Source organism: Methylibium petroleiphilum PM1, from assembly GCF_000015725.1.
In the GTDB taxonomy this organism is placed as follows: domain Bacteria; phylum Pseudomonadota; class Gammaproteobacteria; order Burkholderiales; family Burkholderiaceae_C; genus Methylibium; species Methylibium petroleiphilum.
The window spans coordinates 675,549-695,453 of the sequence record NC_008825.1 but is presented as its reverse complement, the minus strand read 5'-3'; the positions used below and the strand labels follow the sequence as shown (position 1 = coordinate 695,453).

The 19,905-nt window shown below is 69.2% G+C and carries 19 protein-coding genes; 1 reads left to right on the top strand and 18 read right to left on the bottom strand.

Annotation, left to right across the window (positions count from 1 at the left end):
* Positions 1–102: 102 nt before the first annotated feature.
* The 4 genes from MPE_RS03315 to MPE_RS03300 are packed head-to-tail and all read right to left on the bottom strand — an operon-like array spanning position 103 to position 3,254.
* Positions 103–1,113, bottom strand: coding sequence for a S49 family peptidase (locus tag MPE_RS03315; RefSeq protein ID WP_011828260.1), 1,011 nt, complete (start codon positions 1,111–1,113; stop codon positions 103–105).
* The gene (locus MPE_RS03310) at positions 1,110–1,520 is read right to left on the bottom strand and encodes a Rieske (2Fe-2S) protein (RefSeq protein ID WP_011828259.1); all 411 of its coding nucleotides are present in this window, start codon (positions 1,518–1,520) and stop codon (positions 1,110–1,112) included. The genes MPE_RS03315 and MPE_RS03310 overlap by 4 nt, the downstream gene beginning before the upstream one ends.
* The gene (locus tag MPE_RS03305; RefSeq protein ID WP_011828258.1) at positions 1,513–2,181 is read right to left on the bottom strand and encodes an HAD family hydrolase; all 669 of its coding nucleotides are present in this window, start codon (positions 2,179–2,181) and stop codon (positions 1,513–1,515) included. The genes MPE_RS03310 and MPE_RS03305 overlap by 8 nt, the downstream gene beginning before the upstream one ends.
* A complete protein-coding gene (locus MPE_RS03300) occupies positions 2,178–3,254 on the bottom strand; it encodes an RluA family pseudouridine synthase (RefSeq protein WP_083768008.1) in 1,077 nt (358 codons plus the stop codon). The genes MPE_RS03305 and MPE_RS03300 overlap by 4 nt, the downstream gene beginning before the upstream one ends.
* Positions 3,255–3,833: 579 nt before the next feature.
* Between MPE_RS03300 and MPE_RS03295 the strand changes: the two genes are divergently transcribed.
* Positions 3,834–6,830, top strand: coding sequence for an Rne/Rng family ribonuclease (locus tag MPE_RS03295; protein WP_011828256.1), 2,997 nt, complete (start codon positions 3,834–3,836; stop codon positions 6,828–6,830).
* A gap of 91 nt (positions 6,831–6,921) precedes the next feature.
* Here MPE_RS03295 and nagZ read toward each other — a convergent pair whose 3' ends face one another.
* The 14 genes from nagZ to MPE_RS22625 form a co-directional block, all read right to left on the bottom strand.
* Positions 6,922–7,965: a beta-N-acetylhexosaminidase gene (nagZ, locus tag MPE_RS03290; RefSeq protein WP_011828255.1), complete on the bottom strand. Its 1,044-nt coding sequence runs from the start codon at positions 7,963–7,965 to the stop codon at positions 6,922–6,924.
* Complete coding sequence (gene acpS, locus MPE_RS03285; protein ID WP_011828254.1) at positions 7,966–8,364, bottom strand: holo-ACP synthase; 399 nt, start codon at positions 8,362–8,364, stop codon at positions 7,966–7,968.
* Positions 8,365–8,371: 7 nt separating this feature from the next.
* Complete coding sequence (locus tag MPE_RS03280) at positions 8,372–9,169, bottom strand: pyridoxine 5'-phosphate synthase (RefSeq protein WP_011828253.1); 798 nt, start codon at positions 9,167–9,169, stop codon at positions 8,372–8,374.
* Positions 9,170–9,184: 15 nt separating this feature from the next.
* On the bottom strand, positions 9,185–10,009 hold the full coding sequence (gene recO / locus MPE_RS03275; protein ID WP_011828252.1) for a DNA repair protein RecO: 825 nt from the start codon (positions 10,007–10,009) through the stop codon (positions 9,185–9,187).
* Positions 10,006–10,944, bottom strand: coding sequence for a GTPase Era (gene era, locus MPE_RS03270; protein ID WP_011828251.1), 939 nt, complete (start codon positions 10,942–10,944; stop codon positions 10,006–10,008). Before era ends, recO begins: the two co-directional genes overlap by 4 nt.
* Complete coding sequence (gene rnc, locus MPE_RS03265; protein WP_041929872.1) at positions 10,941–11,633, bottom strand: ribonuclease III; 693 nt, start codon at positions 11,631–11,633, stop codon at positions 10,941–10,943. Before rnc ends, era begins: the two co-directional genes overlap by 4 nt.
* A 58-nt stretch (positions 11,634–11,691) precedes the next feature.
* Positions 11,692–12,081: a DUF4845 domain-containing protein gene (locus tag MPE_RS03260; RefSeq protein WP_011828249.1), complete on the bottom strand. Its 390-nt coding sequence runs from the start codon at positions 12,079–12,081 to the stop codon at positions 11,692–11,694.
* A gap of 26 nt (positions 12,082–12,107) precedes the next feature.
* Positions 12,108–13,076 carry a signal peptidase I gene (gene lepB, locus MPE_RS03255; protein ID WP_011828248.1) on the bottom strand — a complete coding sequence of 323 codons (969 nt, stop codon included), beginning with the start codon at positions 13,074–13,076 and terminating at the stop codon, positions 12,108–12,110.
* A 7-nt stretch (positions 13,077–13,083) separates the two neighbouring features.
* Entirely contained in the window at positions 13,084–14,898 is a 1,815-nt protein-coding gene (lepA, locus tag MPE_RS03250) for a translation elongation factor 4 (RefSeq protein WP_011828247.1), read from the bottom strand.
* A 559-nt stretch (positions 14,899–15,457) separates the two neighbouring features.
* A complete protein-coding gene (locus tag MPE_RS03245) occupies positions 15,458–16,963 on the bottom strand; it encodes a DegQ family serine endoprotease (RefSeq protein WP_049820749.1) in 1,506 nt (501 codons plus the stop codon).
* A 100-nt stretch (positions 16,964–17,063) separates the two neighbouring features.
* Entirely contained in the window at positions 17,064–18,122 is a 1,059-nt protein-coding gene (locus tag MPE_RS03240) for a MucB/RseB C-terminal domain-containing protein (protein WP_041929514.1), read from the bottom strand.
* A gap of 2 nt (positions 18,123–18,124) precedes the next feature.
* Positions 18,125–18,769, bottom strand: coding sequence for a sigma-E factor negative regulatory protein (locus tag MPE_RS03235; RefSeq protein ID WP_011828243.1), 645 nt, complete (start codon positions 18,767–18,769; stop codon positions 18,125–18,127).
* A 38-nt stretch (positions 18,770–18,807) separates the two neighbouring features.
* Complete coding sequence (rpoE, locus tag MPE_RS03230; protein ID WP_011828242.1) at positions 18,808–19,428, bottom strand: RNA polymerase sigma factor RpoE; 621 nt, start codon at positions 19,426–19,428, stop codon at positions 18,808–18,810.
* Between the two features lie 3 nt (positions 19,429–19,431).
* On the bottom strand, positions 19,432–19,896 hold the full coding sequence (locus tag MPE_RS22625; protein WP_011828241.1) for a hypothetical protein: 465 nt from the start codon (positions 19,894–19,896) through the stop codon (positions 19,432–19,434).
* Between the last annotated feature and the right edge of the window lie 9 nt (positions 19,897–19,905).

Below are 19,905 nucleotides of genomic sequence, written 5' to 3'. Positions count from 1 at the left end.
TCCGCGCGTGCGCGGGGGGGCGGGCGGCAAACGCCGCCCTCGGAGGATTCTGGAAGACTTGCAGGACGGTCGAAGCGCCGAACAGGCCGGCAATTCCGGCCGTCAGCGCAGCGACGGTCCCGCGAGCGCCTTGGCCGCGCCGGCGCCGACCGCGGCGCCGAAGCGCTTGGCCAGGCGCTCGGCCACGTTCTCCTTGGGGGTGTAGTCGATCACCTCTTCGGCCTTGACCACCTCGCGCGCCACGTAGTCCAGGCTGCCGAGCCGGTCGGCCAGACCCTGCTGCACCGCCGACTCGCCGCTCCAGAACAGGCCGGAGAAGGTCTCGGGCGCCTCCTTCAGGCGCGCGCCGCGGCCGTCCTTCACCACCTTGATGAACTGCTGGTGGATCTGGTTGACCATCGCCTGCGCATAGGCCTTGTGGGCCTCGCTCAGCGGAGAGAAGGGGTCGAGCAGGCCCTTGTTGTCGCCGGCGGTGATGAGGCGGCGTTCGACGCCGAGCTTCTCCATCGTGCCGGTGAATCCGAAGCCGTCCATCAGCACGCCGATCGAGCCGACGATGGACGCCTTGTCGACGAAGATCTCGTCGGCCACCGCGGCGATGTAGTAGGCCGCCGAGGCACACAGTTCCTCGCACACCGCATAGAGCTTCTTGTCGGCGTGCAGCCCCTTCAGGCGCCTGATCTCGTCGGTCACGAGGCCGGCCTGCACCGGGCTGCCGCCGGGCGAGTTGATGCGCAGCACCACGGCCTGGGCGCCGGCGTCCTCGAAGGCGGTGCGCAGCGCGGCATTGATGCCCTCGGCGCTTGCCAGCGCCTCTGCGGCGATCTCGCCGCGGATCTCGATCAGCGCGGTGTGCGGCCCGCTCGGCACGGCGGCATTGCGCTGCTGCGTGATCAGGGCCCAGGCGATGAGCGCGAAGATCACCAGCCAGGCGAGCCGTCGCAACGCGCGCCAGCGCCGCTCGCTGCGGCGCTCCTTCAGGAAGTCACGCGCGAACTCCTCGATCACGCGCCCGTCGACGCTGGTGGGCGCGGGGCCGCCGGCGGCGGCCGCGGGGCGGGCGGGCGTGGCGGGGCCCAGCGTGGGCTCGGCGGGATCGTCGAAACTGCTCATGGACTGCTCGGTGTGGAAGCGGCGCCGAAGGCGGGCCGGATGTCCGCGGAAGGATACCAACTCACCTGGCCGTCGCGCTCCGCCACGCGAACGGCCTTGAGGCGCGCACCGCCACAGGGCCCGGCGATGCAGTAGCCGTCGGACGGCTCGTAGGTGGCGCCGTGGATCGAACAGACGATGTAGCGGCGGTCACCGTCCAGGAACTCGCCTTCCTGCCAATCCATCTCGACCGGCACATGGGCGCAGCGGTTCAGGTAGGCCACCAGCTGGCCGTCGACGCGCAGCACGAAGGCGCGCAGCGGCTGGCCGTGCTCGAGCACGTCGAACAGCACGGCCCGTCCGCCCTCGGCCAGGTCGGACGAGGCGCACAGCGGCACGCCGGTGCCGGGGTCGGCGGGCTCAGGCATGGGCGCGCAGCCAGTGGTCGAGCTCGGCCGTCGAATGGGCCACGAAGCGCGGCGCGTAGGTCTCGAAGGCCGCCGGCTCGTGCGCTCCGAAGCTGACGGCGACGCTGGCCGTGCCGGCGTTGGCGGCCAGCTGCAGGTCGTGCGTGGTGTCGCCGATCATCAGCGTGCGGGCCGGCGCGACGCCCAGCTCGGCCATCAGCTCCTGCAGCATGCGCGGATGCGGCTTGGACGCGGTCTCGTCGGCGGTGCGGGTGGCGTCGAACAGACCCTGGAGCTGCACCGTGTGCAGCGCCTCGTCGAGCCCACGGCGCGACTTGCCGGTGGCCACGCCCAGCCAGTGCTGGCGCGCCTTCAGCGCGTGCAGCATGTCCAGCGCGCCGGCGAACAGGCTGAGCTCGTGCTGCCGCGCGAAGTAGTGGTGCCGATAGCGTTGACCGAGCTCGGGGTAGCGCTCGCGCGGCAGGCCGGGCACGGCATGCTGCAGCGCCTCCTGCAGGCCCATGCCGATCACGTAGGCGGCCTGGGTGTCGCCCGGCACCTCGGTGCCGAGGTCGGCGGCGGCCGCCTGGATGCACTTGACGATCAGCGCGGTGGAGTCGTACAGCGTGCCGTCCCAGTCGAACACGACGAGGTCGAACTGGCGGGGGCGGAATGCGCTCATGGAGGGGGCGGTGGGGCCGCGACGCGCGGCAGGGCTGTCAGGAGGAGCCGGCATTCTGCCGGCAGGGCGGCCTCGAGCTCGATCGTCTCGCCGCTCGCGGGGTGCTCGAAGCGCAGCCGCCGCGCGTGCAGGAACATGCGGTCGAACTTCACCGCCGGCACGGCCTCGCCGCGGGCGAAGGCCTTGTTCAGCGCGAAGTCGCCGTATTTGTCGTCACCGACGATGGCGTGGCCGGCGTGCGCGAGGTGCACGCGGATCTGGTGGGTGCGGCCGGTCTTGATGGTCACGTCGAGCAGGGTGTAGCCGGCGTAGGCGGCGGCCACCTGCACCAGCGTGATCGAACGTTGGCCGTCCTCGTCGTCCGCGCCGGTGACGCGCACCCGGCGCTCGCCGGCCCCGTCGAGGTACTTGTGCAGCGGCGCGTCGATCACCTTGTGCCGGGCCGGCCAGGCCCCGGGCACCAGCGCGGCGTAGGTCTTGCCGGTCTCGCGCGCGCGGAACTGGTCCTGCAGACGCGTGAGTGCGCTGCGCTTCTTGGCGAGCAGCAGCAGGCCGGAGGTCTCGCGGTCGAGGCGGTGCACCAACTCCAGGAACTTCGCCTGCGGCCGGGCCCGGCGCAGCTGCTCGATGACGCCGAAGCTCACGCCGCTGCCGCCGTGCACGGCCACGCCGGCCGGCTTGTCGATCACCAGCAGGTGCTCGTCCTCGTGAACGACCGGGAACTCGCGGGGCGGCGCAGCCTCGCGCTCGGCCGGGGTGGCCATCCGCACCGGCGGCAGGCGCAGTTCATCGCCGGCCGCGAGCCGCGTGTCGGCGGCGGCGCGGCCCCGGTTCACCCGCACCTCGCCGCTGCGGATGATGCGGTAGACGTGCGTCTTCGGCACGCCCTTGAGCGTCTTGACGAGGTAGTTGTCGAGCCGCTGGCCGGCGCCGTCTTCGCCGACCGTCAGGTGTCTCACCGCGGGGGCCGGCGGTGGTCGCGCGGCCGGGCTGGCGACCGGGTGCGGGGCAGCCACCGGGGCTCGCGAGGCCTTGCGCGCCGGGGCCGCTTTGCCTCCTATAATGCGTTGCACCACGTGTGCGCCGTAAGTGATTGATTTGCTTGAGTTTAGCGGTCACTTCGCCGTGGCGTGGGCCCTGCAGCCGGATCGGCGGCAGGTATTCGGTGATGCAACGCCGCGTCGAGCGGCCGGGCCGGCTCCCAAGGTGAGCGGCAGGCGGCGCGAGGCGGCGGCAGAGCCAGCGTAGTACGAACCAACCAACAAGGTTTTCCGGTGGCAGACCGGAGGTGCCCCAGGCACCGGCGAGCTGCCCCCCGCGCCCCGTGATGTCCCGGATGTCTTCGGCCCGCCCCCTCCCCTTCGCGCTCCGATCGCCCGCAGCCCCGTCGCTGCGCGTCGGCCCGCGCGTGTGCGGAAGGAGCGCGCCACGCCACGGCCCGGCCCGTGGCAAGCCCATCCAGACCCACGCGGACGCACGCGCCAACGCTTGAGCGCCGCAGCGCCCTGACGGGCGTGGTGAGCGGTCGAGTCCAGGGCGATTCCTTCCGGTTCCTCCACGCTGTTTCGTGCATCGACAGGCCGTGCCCGGCGACGGGCCTGGTCGGATTCGTGTGCGGGCGGGCCCCTGGCCTCCCGCACGAAGGAGTGCACATGAAACGCATGCTGATCAATGCCACGCAATCGGAAGAACGGCGCCTGGCGATCGTCGACGGGCAGAAACTGCTCGACTTCGAGACCGAGATCGAGGGGCGCGAACAGCGCAAGGGCAACATCTACAAGGCCGTCGTCACCCGCGTCGAGCCGTCGCTGGAGGCCTGCTTCGTCGACTACGGCGAGGACCGCCACGGCTTCCTGCCGTTCAAGGAGATCTCCAAGCAGTTCTTCAAGGAAGGCGTGACCGTCCGCGACGCGAAGATCCAGGACGTGATCTCCAACGGCACCGAGCTGCTGGTGCAGGTCGAGAAGGAGGAGCGCGGCAACAAGGGCGCGGCGCTGACCACCTTCGTCAGCCTGGCCGGGCGCTACCTGGTGCTGATGCCCAACAACCCGCGCGGCGGCGGCGTGTCGCGCCGCATCGAGGGCGAGGACCGCGAGGAGCTCAAGGAGAACCTCGACCAGCTCGAGTACCCCAAGGGCATGAGCCTGATCGCGCGCACCGCCGGCATCGGGCGCAGCGCCCCCGAGCTGCAGTGGGACCTGAACTACATGCTCAAGCTGTGGAGCGCCATCGATGGCGCGGCCAAGGCGGGCAAGGGCGCCTTCCTGATCTACCAGGAGTCCTCGCTGGTGATCCGTGCGATCCGGGACTACTTCCACGCCGACATCGGCGAGATCCTGATCGACACCGACGACATCTACGAGCAGGCCCAGCAGTTCATGAACCACGTGATGCCGGAATCGGCCTCGCGGGTCAAGCGCTACAAGGATGACGCGCCGCTGTTCAGCCGCTTCCAGATCGAGCACCAGATCGAGACCGCGTTCTCGCGCACGGTGAACCTGCCCTCGGGCGGCGCGATCGTGATCGACCACACCGAGGCGCTGGTATCGGTCGACGTGAACTCGGCGCGCTCGACGCGCGGCTCCGACATCGAGGAGACCGCGACGCGCACCAACCTCGAGGCGGCCGACGAGATCGCGCGCCAGATGCGGCTGCGCGACCTGGGCGGCCTGATCGTCGTCGACTTCATCGACATGGAGGAGAGCAAGAACCGCCGCGAGGTCGAGACCCGCCTGCGCGACGCGCTGCGCACCGACCGCGCGCGTGTGCAGTTCAGCTCGATCAGCAAGTTCGGCCTGCTCGAACTGAGCCGTCAGCGCCTGCGCCCGGCGCTCAGCGAAGGCAGCCACATCACCTGCCCGCGCTGCAACGGCACCGGCCACATCCGCGACACCGAGTCTTCCGCGCTGCAGATCCTGCGCATCATCCAGGAAGAGTCGATGAAGGAGAACACCGCCGCCGTGCACGTGCAGGTGCCGGTGGAGGTCACGTCCTTCCTGCTCAACGAGAAGCGCACCGAGATCACCAAGATCGAGCTGCGTCAGCGCACCACCGTGCTGCTGGTGCCCAACAAGCACCTCGAGACGCCGAACTACAAGCTCGAGCGCCTGCGTCACGACGACCCCCGTCTGGAGAACCTGCAGGCCAGCTACACGATGATCGAGGAGCCGGACGACGAGGTCGGCATCACCCGGCGCGAGAAGGCCAAGGCCAAGCAGGAACCGGTGATCAAAGGCGTGCTGCCTGATCTGCCCGCCCCGGTGGCCGCGCCGAAACCGGAACCGGTGGCCAAGGCGCCGGTGGCCGCAGCGCCGCCGGTCGTGGCGGCACCGGTGCCTGCCAGCCGCGACGCGGGCGGCGGTGGGTTCTTCGGCTGGTTGAAGAAACTCTTCGGCGGCGACGTGCCGCCGGCCGCCGCACCCGCGGTCAGCGCGCCTGCCGCACAGCCGGCGAAGCCGGCCCGTGAAGGCGGACGCGATGGCCAGCGCGACGGGGGCCGCGGTCGCCGCGGCGGACGCGATGGCCAGCGCGGCGAACGCACCGAAGCCCGTGGCGAACGCGGTGAACGGGGCGAGGACCGCAACCGCCGTGGCGGTGGTGCGGGAGAACAACGCGACGGCCGAGGCCGCCGCAGCGAGCGCCCGGAAGGTGCTGTCGCTGAGACGGCCGGCCTGAGCGCCGACCGCCCGCCGCGCAATGAGCCGCGCCGCGGCCCGCGTCCGGAATCGGCCCCCGCATCGGCGGCCGAGGACCTGACACTGCCTCTGGCTGCCGAGGGCGTGGCTGCAGCCGACGCCACGGAAAATGCGGAGGGAGGTGAAGGCGCACGCCGCCGCCGCCGCCGCGGTGGCCGCGGTCGCGGTGAGCGTGACGAGGCCCGCAGCGATGCGCCCGAAGGCGCGGTCGAAGGCGCCGCCGTCGACGCTGCACCGAGCACCGACGAAGACAGCCTGCCGCCGCGTGCCGAAGGCGAGGCCGCACCGGACGACGAGACCGCCGGCGAAGGCGGCGAGCCGCGCCGCCGGCGCCGGGGCGGCCGCGGTCGCCGCGAGCGCGGCGAGGGCGACAACGGCGCGCCGGTCGCCGCAGCGCCGCTGAGCGATGTGGCCGGTGGCGACGACGCTGCGGCGTCATCCAGCGCGGCCGACACCGTCAAGCCCTGGTGGGAAGCTACCCCGACCGCCGAGCCCACCGCTGCGGCAGAGCCGGCCGTCGCGGCGCCCACGCCGCCGCAGCCCGCGGACGTCGCGTTGCAGGCGTTGGCCGACGTGGTGTCCAGGCCTCCCGTGGCCACGCCGCCCGCCTCGGTGCCGGTCGCTGCACCGGTGGTGGCGCGCGCACCGGCACCCGCGCCGGTCGCGATCGAACCGGTCGCCGATGCTGCGCCGCCTGCGGCTGCCGCCGCCTTGCCGCCCTACGCGCTGCCGATCGACGACCTCGCCGCGGTGGCCACCAGCGCAGGCCTGCAGTGGGTGAACTCCGACGCGGACAAGGTTCGCGCGGTGCAGCAGGCGATGGCCGATGCACCGAAGCCGGTGCATGTGCCGCGCGAGCCGAAGCCGGTGGTTGCCATCGACGACGGCCCGCTGGTGCTGGTGGAGACGCGCAAGGACCTGTCGCAGATCAAGCTGCCGTTCGAAGGCCGCTGAGCCCGCGCCAGGGCGGAGGACAACGCCCCCGAGTCTTCGCGGCCCGGGGGCGTTTTTTCATGGGCCGCGGTACCGGCGGCACGGCATCCCCTCAGGGCAGTTGGTCGAGCGCGCGCTGGTAGGGCGCGTGGTGCATCAGCTCGTCCCAGGGCAACGGCGCCGCCTGCGGCAGCAGGTCGAGGCGGCGCGCCTCGCTGTCGGCGCTGGCCTGCCAGCGGCCACGCTCGAGCGCCGTCTCCAACCCGTCGATCAGCGCATCGAGCGGTGCGCCGCCGTCGAGAGACTGGTTGCACAGCAGCACCAGGTCGCAGCCGGCGTTCAGCGCGGCGATGCCGGCCTCGGTAGGCGTGCCGGCGACGGTCGCGCCCTGCATACTGAGGTCGTCGCTGAAGATCGCGCCGGTGAAGCCGAGCCGGCCGCGCAGGATGTCCTGCAGCCAGCGCGGCGAGAAGCCGGCGGGCCGCGCATCGACCTTCGGGTAGATCACGTGCGCCGGCATCACGCTGGGGAGCGAGGTGGAGAGCCACTCGTAGGGCCGGGCATCGTCGCCGAGGATCTGGCGCAGCGTGCGGCGATCGACCGGTACCTCGGTGTGCGAATCGGCGGCCACGTAGCCGTGCCCCGGGAAATGCTTGCCGCAGCTCGCCATGCCGGCCAGCAGCAGGCCGTGCATCAGGCTCTTGGCCAGCAGCGTGGCCACGCGCGGATCGCGGTGGAAGGCACGGTCGCCGATCACGCCGCTCGGCCCGTGGTCGAGGTCGAGCACCGGCGCGAAGCTGAAATCGACGCCACAGGCACGCAGTTCGGCGGCCAGCACGTAGCCGCAGGCGGTGGCGGCATCGGTGGCGGCCAGTGCATCCTGCATCCAGCGTTCGCCCAGCGCCCGCATCGGCGGCAGGTGGGTGAAGCCGTCGCTGCGGAAGCGCTGCACGCGCCCGCCTTCATGGTCGACGCACACCAGCACGTCGGGGCGCAGCGCCTTGATCTCCGCGGTGAGCGAGGTCAGCTGGGCGCGGTGCTGCCAGTTGCGGGCGAACAGGATCAGCCCGCCGACCAGCGGGTGACGCAGGCGGCGCCGGTCGTTGGCATCGAGCGCGGTCCCCGCGATGTCGAGGACGATGGGGGCGTGGTTCATCTAGGTTTCCTGGGTCTCGACCACGACGAAGCTCGCCGCGTAGTCGGTTTCGTCGGTGACGCTGACGTGGGCGCGCAGGCCCTGTGCCTCGAACCAGGCGGCCAGCGGTCCGTGCAGGCGGATCTCCGGCTTGCCGCTGCGCGCGTTGAGGATCTGGCAGGCACGCCAGCTCATCGGCGTGCGCATGCCGGTGCCGATCGCCTTCGAGAAGGCCTCCTTGGCCGAGAAGCGCGTGGCCAGGTAGCTGAGGCCCCGCGCCTCCACCTTGGCCAGGCGGTAGCGGAACACCTCGAGCTCCTGCGGGCCCAGCACCTTCTCCGCAAAGCGCTCGCCGCGACGTGCATAGGTCGCGCGCAGGCGACGGATGTCGCAGATGTCGGTGCCGATCCCGAAGATCATGCCGGGGCTACGCGTGGGCGCGGTGGATGCAGCGCAGGTAGTCGCGCACCGTCTCGGCCAGCCCCAGTTCCAGCGCGTCGGCGATCAGCGCGTGGCCGATCGACACCTCCAGCACGCCGGGCACGGCGCGGAGGAAGGCGGTCAGGTTGTCGCGGTTCAGGTCGTGGCCGGCGTTGAGCCCAAGGCCGACGCCCAGCGCGGCCTCGGCGCTGGCGGTGTAGCAGGCCAGCAGCGCGGCATGCTGCGGCGTGCCGGCGCCTTCGGCATGCGAGCGCGCATAGGCCTCGGTGTAGAGCTCGACGCGGTCGGCCCCGATGGCACGGGCCTGGGCCATCGCCTCGGGCAGCGGGTCCATGAACAGGCTGACGCGCACGCCGAGCGCATGGCATTCGTCGATCAGCGGTCTCAGCGCCTCGTTGTCCTCGGGCAGGCTCCAGCCGTGGTCGGAGGTGGACTGCTCGACGCTGTCGGGCACGAAGGTGGCCTGGTGCGGACGCACCACACGCACAAGGTCCATCAGGTTGTGGAAGGGATTGCCTTCGATGTTGTATTCGATGTGCGGATGCTCCTGCTTCAGCATCTCGGCCAGGTCGTGCACGTCGTGGGTGCGGATGTGGCGCTGGTCGGGCCGCGGGTGCACGGTGATGCCGTGCGCCCCCGCGTCGATCGCGATGCGGGCGGCACGCGTGACGCTCGGGATCGTCAGCGGCCGCGTGTTGCGCAGCAGCGCAACCTTGTTCAGGTTGACCGACAGCGCGGTCGTCGCGGCGTGGAAAGCATGGCCGGAGGAGATCAGCGGATTCATCGAAACGTCAGCTCGTCAGCGGTCGAGGTTCTGCAGGTCCATCATCAACTGCCGCGTGCGCAGCACCGGCGTGGCCAGATGATAGTGAAGCAGGTTGCGCAGCATCGGCTTGAGGTCGGCCAGCACCGGCAGGCAGGCGCGCTGCAGCGCCGCCAGATCGTCGGCATCGAGCGCGGCCTGCAGGGCCCGCCAGTCGTCCGCCGCCAGGCCCACCTCGCCCGCGGCTGCGGCCACCAGGCCGGACTCGGCCTTCAGCGCATGCCGAACGCCGCCGCCCAGCGGCTGCTGAGTCAGCGTGACGCGGCCGAGTTCGGGCAGCAGGCCGATCTCGCGCAGCAGCACCAGCTCGAAGCCGCGCAGCGCCGCCGCGACCCGCGCATCGTCGCTCGCCCCCAGCGCCGGCAACGTGTGCGCATAGGCGTCGAACAGGGCCGGGTGCGGGTCCTGTCGGGCCAGCAGCTTCATCAACAGTTCGTTGAGGTAGAAGCCGGTCAGCAGCGCCGCGCCGCCGAGCATCGCCGGGCCGCCGGCCCATTCGGCGGTCTTCAGCGGCTGCACCTCGCCGCCGTCGCCCTCCCGAGGGCGCCGCACACCATAGGCCACCTGCAACCGCTGGAACGGCAGCAGCACCGCGCGCAGCTGGGAGTAGGGCCGCTTCGCTCCCTTGGCCGCGACCGCCACGCGGCCGTGCTCGCGGGTGAACAGGTCGAGGATCAGGCTGGATTCGCTCCAGTCGTAGCGGTGCAGCAGGTAGGCCGGCTGCAGCGCCGGGGCCGCAGCACGGCCGCCACGGGCAGCCTGCGGGGTGGCGCCGGCGACGCGCGACGCGGCGGCTCTCACTCGTAGCCGTAGCTCTTGAGGCGGGCCTCGTCGTCGGCCCAGCCGGAACGCACCTTGACCCAGATCTCGAGGAAGACCTTGCCGTCCATCAGGCGCTCGAGCTCGACGCGCGCATCAGTGCCGATGCGCTTCAGGCGCTCCCCCTTGTCGCCGATGACCATGCCCTTGTGGGCCTCGCGCTCGACGATGATGGTGGCGGCGATACGGCGCAGCGCGCCCTCTTCCTTGAACTCGTCGATCACCACGGTCGACGTGTAGGGAAGCTCGTCCCCGGTCAGCCGGAACAGCTTCTCGCGGATGATCTCGCTGGCGAGGAAGCGCTCGCTGCGATCGGTCAGGGCCTCCTCGTCGTAGAACCACGGCTGCTCGGGCAGGTAGGGTTGGACGATCTGGAGCAGGCGCCGCACGTCGTCGGGGCTGGTGGCCGCCAGCGGCACGAACTCGGCGAACGGATGGCGCTCCTGCATGCTCTTGAGCCAGGGCGCGAGTTCGGCGCGACGGCGCACCAGGTCGAGCTTGTTCGCGACCAGCAGCGTCGGCTTGCCCGGCGGCACGAGCGATAGCACCTTGGCATCGTCGAGCCCGAAGCGGCCGGCCTCGACGACGAACAGCACCACGTCCACGTCGCCCATCACCGACTGGACGGTCTTGTTCAGGTTGCGGTTCAGCGCACCGGCGCCCTTGACGGTGTGGCGGGTCTGGAAGCCGGGGGTGTCGACGAACACGAACTGCGCCGCGTCGGCGCTGCGGATGCCGGTGATGCGGTGGCGCGTGGTCTGCGCCTTGCGTGAGGTGATGCTGACCTTCTGCCCGACCAGGGCGTTGAGCAGGGTCGACTTGCCGACATTGGGCCGGCCGACGATCGCCACGAGGCCGCAGCGCTGCTCGGGCATCTCTGCGCCCGCAGCAGGGGCGGCGGTGGTGCTGTCGTTCATGGGCGCTCGGTTTCGTCTGGCTTCAGTGTAGCCAGCGCCGCACGGGCGGCCTCCTGCTCGGCGGCACGCCGGGACCGCCCTTCACCGCGAACTTCGAGCGAACGCGACGGGATGCTGCAGACCACGGTGAACATCTGCTCATGCTGGCGTCCGCGGGTCGATTCGATGCGATATCCGGGCACCGGCTGGCGGCGGGCCTGCAGCCATTCCTGCAATTCGGTCTTGGGGTCGCGCGTCCAGGCTTCGGCCGCGGTGCTGGCGACCAGCGGCGTGAAGAGGCGCTCGACCAGGGCCTGCGCCGACGCGAAGCCGCCGTCGAGGTAGACCGCGGCGATCAAGGCCTCCACCGCGTCGGCCAGGATCGACGGACGCCGGGCGCCGCCGCTGCGCGCCTCGCCCTCGCTCAGGCGCAGCAGGGCCGGCAGGCCGAGATCCAGCGCCAGGCGGTGCAGCATCTCCTCGCGCACCAGGTGGGCACGCACCCGGGTCAGGTCGCCCTCGCCGGACTGGCCGAAATGCTCGAACAGCAGGCCCGAGATGGCGGCCGACAACACCGCGTCGCCGAGGAACTCGAGCCGTTCGTTGTTGTCGGCGCCGAAGCTCTTGTGGGTCAGCGCCCGGCCCAGCAGGCCGACCTGCGCGAAGCGGTGCCCGAGACGGACCTGCAGCGAGTCGAAGGCGGCGGGGATGTCGCTCACGGCGTCGCCGACCGCGCCGCGCGCCTGGCGGCGGCGGCGCGGCACGGCCTCACTGCGAGTGCCCCCGGTACTTGATCAGCAGGAAGACCGGCTGGATCAGCTCGAGCTCCTTGTCGTAGGCGAACTTCACCACGACCTTCTCGTTCTCCTTCGTGATCTCGAGGTCCTTGCCGCTGATGGACGAGATCGAATATTCGATGTCCTTCTGGCGGTCGAAGGCGGCCCGGATCTCCGGCACGGTGCTGCCCCCCTCCTTGGCGACCTTGTTGACCGCGCGCTGGATGGTGAAGTACTCGTTGAGGGTCGGCAGCACCTTCAGGCCGACCAACGCGACGCAGGCAATGATGATGGCCCAGAACAGCAGGCCGATCAGGGTGACGCCTCTCTGGGCAGGGCGCGCGCGGACCGCACCCGATGTTGCCGACGCTGCGAAGGCCATCGTTGTTCTCCTGGTGAAGCGCCGGCTCAATGGAAGGAGCCGATTCGCCTGAGGTTACCGAAATTCATCCAGACAAAGAAGGCCTTGCCGACGATGTTCTCGTTGGGCACGAAGCCCCAGTAGCGCGAATCCTGCGAATTGTCCCGGTTGTCGCCCATCATGAAGTAGTGGCCCGGGGGCACGGTGCACACCACGCCTTCGGCGTTGTAGCGGCAGTTGTCGCGGAAGTTCTGGAACTGGGGCATCGGGATCACGAAGCCGGGACGGTCCTTGTCGGTCAGGATGCGGTGCTCGACGGCGCCGAGCTTTTCACTTGCCTGCTGGGCATAGCGCAGCGAGTCCTCGTCATAGAAATCCGGCAGCGGCCGTGTTTCCACCGGCTGACCATTGATCGAGAGCTTCTTGTTCAGGTAGGCCACTTCATCACCCGGCAGACCGACCACGCGCTTGATGTAGTCGACACCTGGCTCGACCGGATAGCGAAACACCATCACGTCGCCACGCTGGGGCTCATTGTTGGCGAGGATCTTCTTGTTGATCACCGGCAGCCTCACCCCATAGTGGAACTTGTTCACGAGGATGAGATCGCCGATCGCCAGCGTGGGGATCATGGAGCCTGACGGAATCTTGAACGGTTCGAACAGGAAGGAGCGCAGCAGGAAGACCGCCAGGATCACCGGGAACAGGCCCGCGGTCCAGTCCAGCCACCACGGCTGGGCCAACACGCGCTCCCGCGCCACGGCCACGTTGCCATCGACCTGCTGGATGCCCTGGCGCTGCAGTTCGCTGCGCCGCTGCGCGTCCTGCGCCTCCAGTGCCGAGGCTGCCGCCACGCGTCGCGGCAGGAAGTGCAGGCGCTCGGCCAGCCAGTAGCCGAAGGTCGCCAGCGTCAGGATGAAGAGCAGCAGCGAGAAGTTGCCGCTCCAGGAGCCGAGATACCAGCCGCCCAGGTAAACCACGAGGGCGCCATAGAGCAGCCCGGTCAATGCACTCATGAAGTGTTCAGTCGTCCACTTGGAGGATGGCCAGGAACGCTTCCTGCGGCACCTCGACGGAGCCGATCTGCTTCATGCGTTTCTTGCCAGCCTTCTGTTTTTCGAGCAGCTTGCGCTTGCGGCTGATATCACCGCCGTAGCATTTTGCCAGCACGTTCTTGCGCAAGGCCTTGATGTTCTCCCGCGCGATGATGTTGGCACCGATGGCTGCCTGGATGGCCACGTCGTACATCTGCCGCGAGATGATCTCGCGCATCTTGGCCACCACAGCGCGGCCCCGATACTGGCTCTGGCTGCGGTGCACGATGATCGACAGCGCATCGACCCGGTCGCCGTTGATCAGGATGTCGACCTTCACGACGTCGGCCGCGCGGTATTCCTTGAACTCGTAGTCCATCGAGGCGTAGCCGCGCGACACTGACTTCAGCTTGTCGAAGAAGTCCAGCACGATCTCGGCGAGCGGCATCTCGTAGGTCAGCATGACCTGGCGGCCGTGGTAGGCCATGTTGAGCTGCACGCCGCGTTTCTGGTTGGCCAGCGTCATCACCGGGCCGACGTAGTCTTGCGGCATGTAGAGGTGGACGGTGACGATGGGCTCGCGGATCTCGGCGATCTTGCCGATCTCGGGCATCTTCGATGGGTTCTCGACCTCGATCACCTCGCCCGCCAGGCCGCCGAGCTGCACCTGGTAGACGACGCTGGGCGCAGTGGTGATCAGGTCCTGGTCGAACTCGCGCTCCAGGCGCTCCTGCACGATTTCCATGTGCAGAAGGCCGAGGAAGCCGCAGCGGAAGCCGAAGCCCAGCGCCTGGCTCACCTCGGGTTCGTAGCGCAGCGAGGAGTCGTTGAGCTTGAGCTTCTCCAGCGCGTCGCGCAGTTGGTCGTACTCGCTGGCCTCGGTCGGATAGAGCCCGGCGAAGACTTGCGGCTGGATCTCCTTGAAGCCGGGCAACGGGTCACTTGCCGGCCCGGCGTTGTTGGGCAACTTCTTCTCGAGCGTGATGGTGTCGCCGACCTTGGCGGCCTGCAGTTCCTTGATGCCGGCGATCAGGAAGCCGACCTCGCCCGCCTTCAATTGCTCGCGAGATTCGGACTTCGGCGCGAAAACCCCCAACTGTTCCAGCGGATACACGGTGTCGGTGGCCATCATCCGGATGCGGTCTCCCTTGCGGAGCACGCCGTCGACCATGCGCACCAGCATCACGACGCCGACGTAGTTGTCGAACCAGGAGTCGATGATCATCGCGCGCGGCGGCCCGTCGGGCTGGCCACGGGGAGCCGGCATGCGGGTGATCACTGCCTCGAGGATCTCGTCGATGCCCTCGCCCGTCTTCGCAGAGCAGGGGATCGCATGCTCGGCGTCGATGCCGATCACGTCCTCGATCTCGGCCTTGGCGTTCTCCGGATCAGCCTGGGGCAGATCCATCTTGTTGAGCACCGGCACCACCTCGACGCCCAGGTCGAGCGCGGTGTAGCAGTTCGCCACCGTCTGCGCCTCGACACCCTGCGACGCATCGACCACCAGCAGAGCCCCCTCGCAAGCCGACAGCGAGCGACTGACCTCGTAACTGAAGTCCACGTGCCCCGGCGTGTCGATCAGGTTGAGTTGATAGACCCGGCCATCGCGCGCCTTGTAGTTCAGCGCCGCCGTCTGCGCCTTGATCGTGATGCCACGCTCACGCTCGATGTCCATCGAGTCCAGCACCTGGGCTTCCATCTCGCGATCGCTCAGGCCACCGCAGCGCTGGATGATCCGGTCGGCCAGGGTGCTCTTGCCGTGATCGATGTGGGCAATGATCGAGAAATTGCGGATGTGGTCCATCTGACCTGTCGTCGTCGTACTGCGCTGCGCTTCAAGCGGGAGCCACAAGAGCGCTGCCGTTGCGCCGGGTGCTCGTGTCGCGAAGCGGGATGAGGGCTGGGCGGTCCGTGCCGCACATAAAAAAAAGGCACGTCAAACCGGTGACGCGCCTTCCAACAAAAAACGTTTGGCAACTGCTTCGTTGGGCTTTCATTGTAGCCACATCAACCGGGCCGGAAACCGCGCCGATGCTCGGTTTTGCGTCGTTGCAGCGTGCCAACAATGGAATTCATGCACATGTTATCCACAAACCCCTGTGGGTGTCCTGTGGACGATCTTTAGCATGCCGACTATTGTTCTGCGCCGCGCATAAAGGGGCGAAATTCGGCGGAATTCTAGTGAATTTCAAGCCCAATTCGAACACTAAAAAGTGGGTGTGTGCACACACCCACTTTTTGGAAGATTTCAAGGCTTCCGCAAATCGCCGAATCGATTTCAGCTGGCGGAAAACCAGACTGACGACTGGGGCGACGGCTTGACGACCCGGATCGACCGTCGCGCCGCCCTTCCCCGCGCTGCGTCAGCGGGTCGCCGTGCGGATCAGCGCGTACTGCGCCCACTCTCCTCGCCTGAACAGCACGTTGATGGGCTTGCTCTTGTCGACCTTGGCGATCACGGCCTCGAACTGCTTCACGTCGACGATCTCGACATTGCCGACCGACAGGATCACGTCGCCTTCACGCAAGCCCGCGCGCGCCGCCGCACCTTCGGTCGCTTCCACACGCACGCCGCCACGCAGCTTGAGTTCGCGCTTCTGCTCCTCGCTCAGGTTGGCCAGCGTCAAGCCCAGGCCGGACACCACGCTCGGCGTCGGCGCCTGCTTGCTCTCCGGTGCGGCCGCCCGGCGTCCCGGTTCGGGCTCGAGTTCTGCCACCGTCACACCAAGATCTCGCGCGCTGCCGCGGCGGAAGACCTGCAGGCTTGCCTTGCTCCCCGGCTTGGTTCCCCCCACCAGACGCGGCAGGTCGCTGGATTTCTCGACCGGCTTGCCATCGAAGCGCGTGATGATGTCGCCCGCCTCGACGCCGGCTTTGTCGGCCGGCCCGCCGGCCTCGACCGAACGCACCAGGGCCCCCGCCGCCTTGCCGAGGCCGAGCGATTCGGCCACGTCCTTCGTCACCTCGCCGATCTGCACGCCGATGCGACCCCGCACCACACGGCCACCGGCACGCAACTGGTCCGCCACGCGCGTGGCTTCGTCCATCGGAATGGCAAAGGAGATGCCCATGAAGCCGCCCGAGCGGCTGAGGATCTGCGAGTTGATGCCGACCACCTCGCCGCGCAGGTTGATCAACGGACCGCCGGAGTTGCCGGGATTGATGGCCACGTCGGTCTGGATGAAGGGGACGAACTCGCCGGTGTCGCGCGCCTTGGCGCTGACGATGCCCGCCGTGACCGTGTTCTCCAGGCCGAAGGGCGAGCCGATCGCCATGACCCATTCGCCGACCTTCAACTTGCTGACGTCGCCGATCTTCACCGACGGCAGGCCTGCGGCCTCGATCTTGACCACGGCCACGTCGGTGCGCTTGTCAGCACCGATCAGCTTGGCCTTGAACTCGCGCTTGTCCGTCAGCGTGACGTACACCTCGTCGGCACCGTCGACCACGTGCGCGTTGGTCATCACGTAGCCGTCGGTCGTGAAAATGAAGCCGGAACCCACGCCACGCTGTTGCTCTTCGTCCGGTGCCTGCCGCCGCGGATCTTGGCGCTGCCCAGGCAGTTGCCCCGGCGGCACGCCGAAGAAGCGACGGAAGAACTCCTGCATTTCCTCGTCCATCTCCGGGCCGGCACCCCCACCGCCGCGTTGGCCACCGCGGGTGCGCTCGGTAGTCCGGATGTTCACCACCGCCGGGCCGACCTGCTCGACGAGGTCGGTGAAGTCGGGCAGGCCACGTGCCGCTGCCACGGCCGGCTGCGCATGGCTGGCATGCGGAGACATCAGCAGCCCCCCCAGCGTCGAGGCGCCGGCGATGCTCGCCGCCGCCACCCAGACCCAGGAACGCGCGCGCCACGACGAGCGCGGCATTTCAGTTCTTGCTTCTTGCATCATCACCTCGTACCAACAGTCGATCAGGGAGCCTTGGCCGCGGGACCCCGCGGCCCGGCGCAGTGAGATCGCGAATCCGTCAGCGGGGTTCCAAGGCCGCCGCGAACGCGCGCAGGGTCACGACGGGGACATCGCCGATCACGGTGATCCACCATTCACCCCGGCGCTTCACCAGAGTCTGGGTTGCACCCAGCGACATCAGCATCTCCCGGCGGTGCAGGCGCGGCATGTAGGGCTCGATGAACACCGACACGTAGGTGAGGCCATCGGAGTAGATGACCTGCAGCACCGAAGGCGGCGCCAAGGGGAACTCTTCCTGGGCAGCAGCAGGCCGGGGCTGCTCCCCTCCAGCCACGGTCATCAGGCGCTTGACGCTGCTGACGTGCCGGAAGCCCGGTGGCAAGGCATTCAGCAACCACCCCTCTCGCCCGATGTCCACCTGCTGCAGCGTCGGTCGCTCGACGCGATAGCCGTCCAGTCGCTTCATCGCTTGCAGCACCGACTCCGGCCGGGGCTTCACGCCGATGGACACCTCGGAAAAGGCCGAGGTCTCCAGCACGACATCGCGCTCGTCGAACACCTCGGATCGCAACAAGAGGCCGGAGCTGCGCTCGGCCCACAGGCGGTAGCCGAAGCGGTAGCCGTCCTTGGGTTGAAGCAGCAGCACATTGGCCTCGTGCCCCGCCACGCGCCCGTCGCCCAGCGACTTGACGTCGTAGAACGGCACGATGCGGTCAGCGCCGGCCGACAGCAACAGGGGGAACTGCCCCATGGCCTGCCGCGTCTCCACCACCGCGACACGGCTGTGCGGCCACAGGCTGTGCACGAGATCGTTGTGACGGTAGACCTGACGGTGCTGACCATCGAGCGACTCGATGCGCTCGAACTGGTTGCGACCGTCGCAGAAGTGCACGATGCGCGAACTCGCCACCGAGCCGGCCGCCGTCACGACGAACGTTCCCTGGAAGTTGCGCTTCCCGGCCGCCTCGTGGATGCGCGCCAGCCAGTAGCGTGCATCGCGCGCCTCGACCAGCGGATCGCCCCCGGCCTGGGCTCGGGTCGCGGAGGGCAACAACGCGGCCATCAGCACGACGGCCGGCATGGCGCGCCATCCCCGCGCGACGATGTTCTGCAGCATGTTCAGCGCGCGGCCGCCGTGGCGCCGTCGTAGGTCGCGCTGCGCAGGAAACCCGACGGCACGCTCAAGGCCGAGCTGCCACCGAACTGCTTGTGCGCCGCCAGATACTGATCGAGGCGGGCATCGCGGATCAGCACGCCGCTGGCAGGCTCGACCTGATCGGCGGGCGCGGACAGGACGACCCGCTGGGGCGCCTCGGCCGGCACCACTGGCGCCTGCGCCAGCTGCGGCGCGTCCGCCTGCGGCCCCGACAGGCGGGTCACGGCCAACGACCCGATCACGGCCAGGAAACCCGCCGCCACTGCGGCCGGCGTGGCCCAGCGGCGCAATCCCCCACCAGCGGCCCGCTGCCTGGGCAACGCCGCAGCGGACTCCTCGGCCACCCGATCGGCCCGGGGCGCCAGAACGACCGGCTCCCGGTCGAGCTGCGCGCGCAGACGCTGAAGGAACGCCGCGTCGCGCCCCCCGCCGGCGAGCTCCTCGGAGCGCAGCACGTCACCGATCAGCTGGTAGCTGTGCCAGCGTTCGCGCAAAGCCGCCTCGTCACGCCAGCGCGCGCTGAGCGAGGCCGCCGTGCCGGCGTCGGCCTCGCCATCGACCAGGGCCGAAAGGGCCTCGGCCCCCTGCAGGTTCTCGACATTGCTCATCTGAACACTCCGTTGGCCCCTGGGCTCGCCCACACTACTCACCAGCGCTCGCCGGAGCGCTGCTCCAGCATCGGGCGCAAACGCTCCGCGATCGCCTCGCGCGCCCGGAAAATGCGCGACCGCACCGTCCCGATCGGGCAATTCATCACGTCAGCGATCTCTTCGTAGCTCAGGCCTTCGATCTCGCGCAGCGTGATCGCCTGCCTCAGATCTTCGGACAGATCCTCGATCGCGGAGTTCACCGCATTGGCGATCTGTTTCGATGCCAGCAAGGCGTCAGGCGTCTCGCCGTCGGTTAGTTCGTTCTCGACCCGGGAAGTTTCATCGCCGTCCTCGTCCCGGCCGGCCCGTGCCGATTCGGTCACGAGCAGGTCTCGCTTCAGGTCGCCGAGGGTCTTCTTGGCCGTGTTGACCGCGATCCGGTACAGCCAGGTGTAGAACTGGCTCTCGCCACGGAACTGCGGGATCGCCCGGTAGGCGCGGATGAAGGTCTCCTGCGCGATGTCCTGGACCAGGTCGACGTCGCGCACCATGCGCCCGATCAGGCGCTCGATCCGCCGCTGGTACTTGACGACCAGCATCTCGAAGGCGCGTACGTCGCCCTGCTTGACGCGGTCGACCAGCAGGGCGTCGTTGTCAGGACTGGTCGGCTCAGCCACGGCTCAGGGACCTTCCGATGCGCCGGACGATGCCGCGGGCGAATAGAGCGCACAGCGCAGCGCATGCCATTCGGCCGGATGCTCGTGGCGCCGCAACGCCAGCCAGCGCGTACGGGGTCCGGGCGCCGGAACTTCGAGGCCGCCCGCCCGAAAGCGCAGCAGCAACCAGCGATCCAGGTCGAGCGCCACCGCCACCTTGCCTACGCGCGGTTCCGACGCATCCACCGGCGCGGCCAACCACCAGTCGACGCCGTCCCACTTCAGATACTGCGCGGAGGCTCGCCGATCTCGCCACAGCAAACACGCCACGCCAGCCACGACCAGGCTGGTGATGGTCGCCGCGAGACCGTCGCCGCGCTGCAGCGCCCACAGCGCGGTCACGCCCACGGCCAGCGCCGACAGGAGTCGCAGCACCGCTCGCGCCAGCCCCGGACACGCCGTCACCGCCACGGCGGGAGCCGCACGCATCGTTCAGGG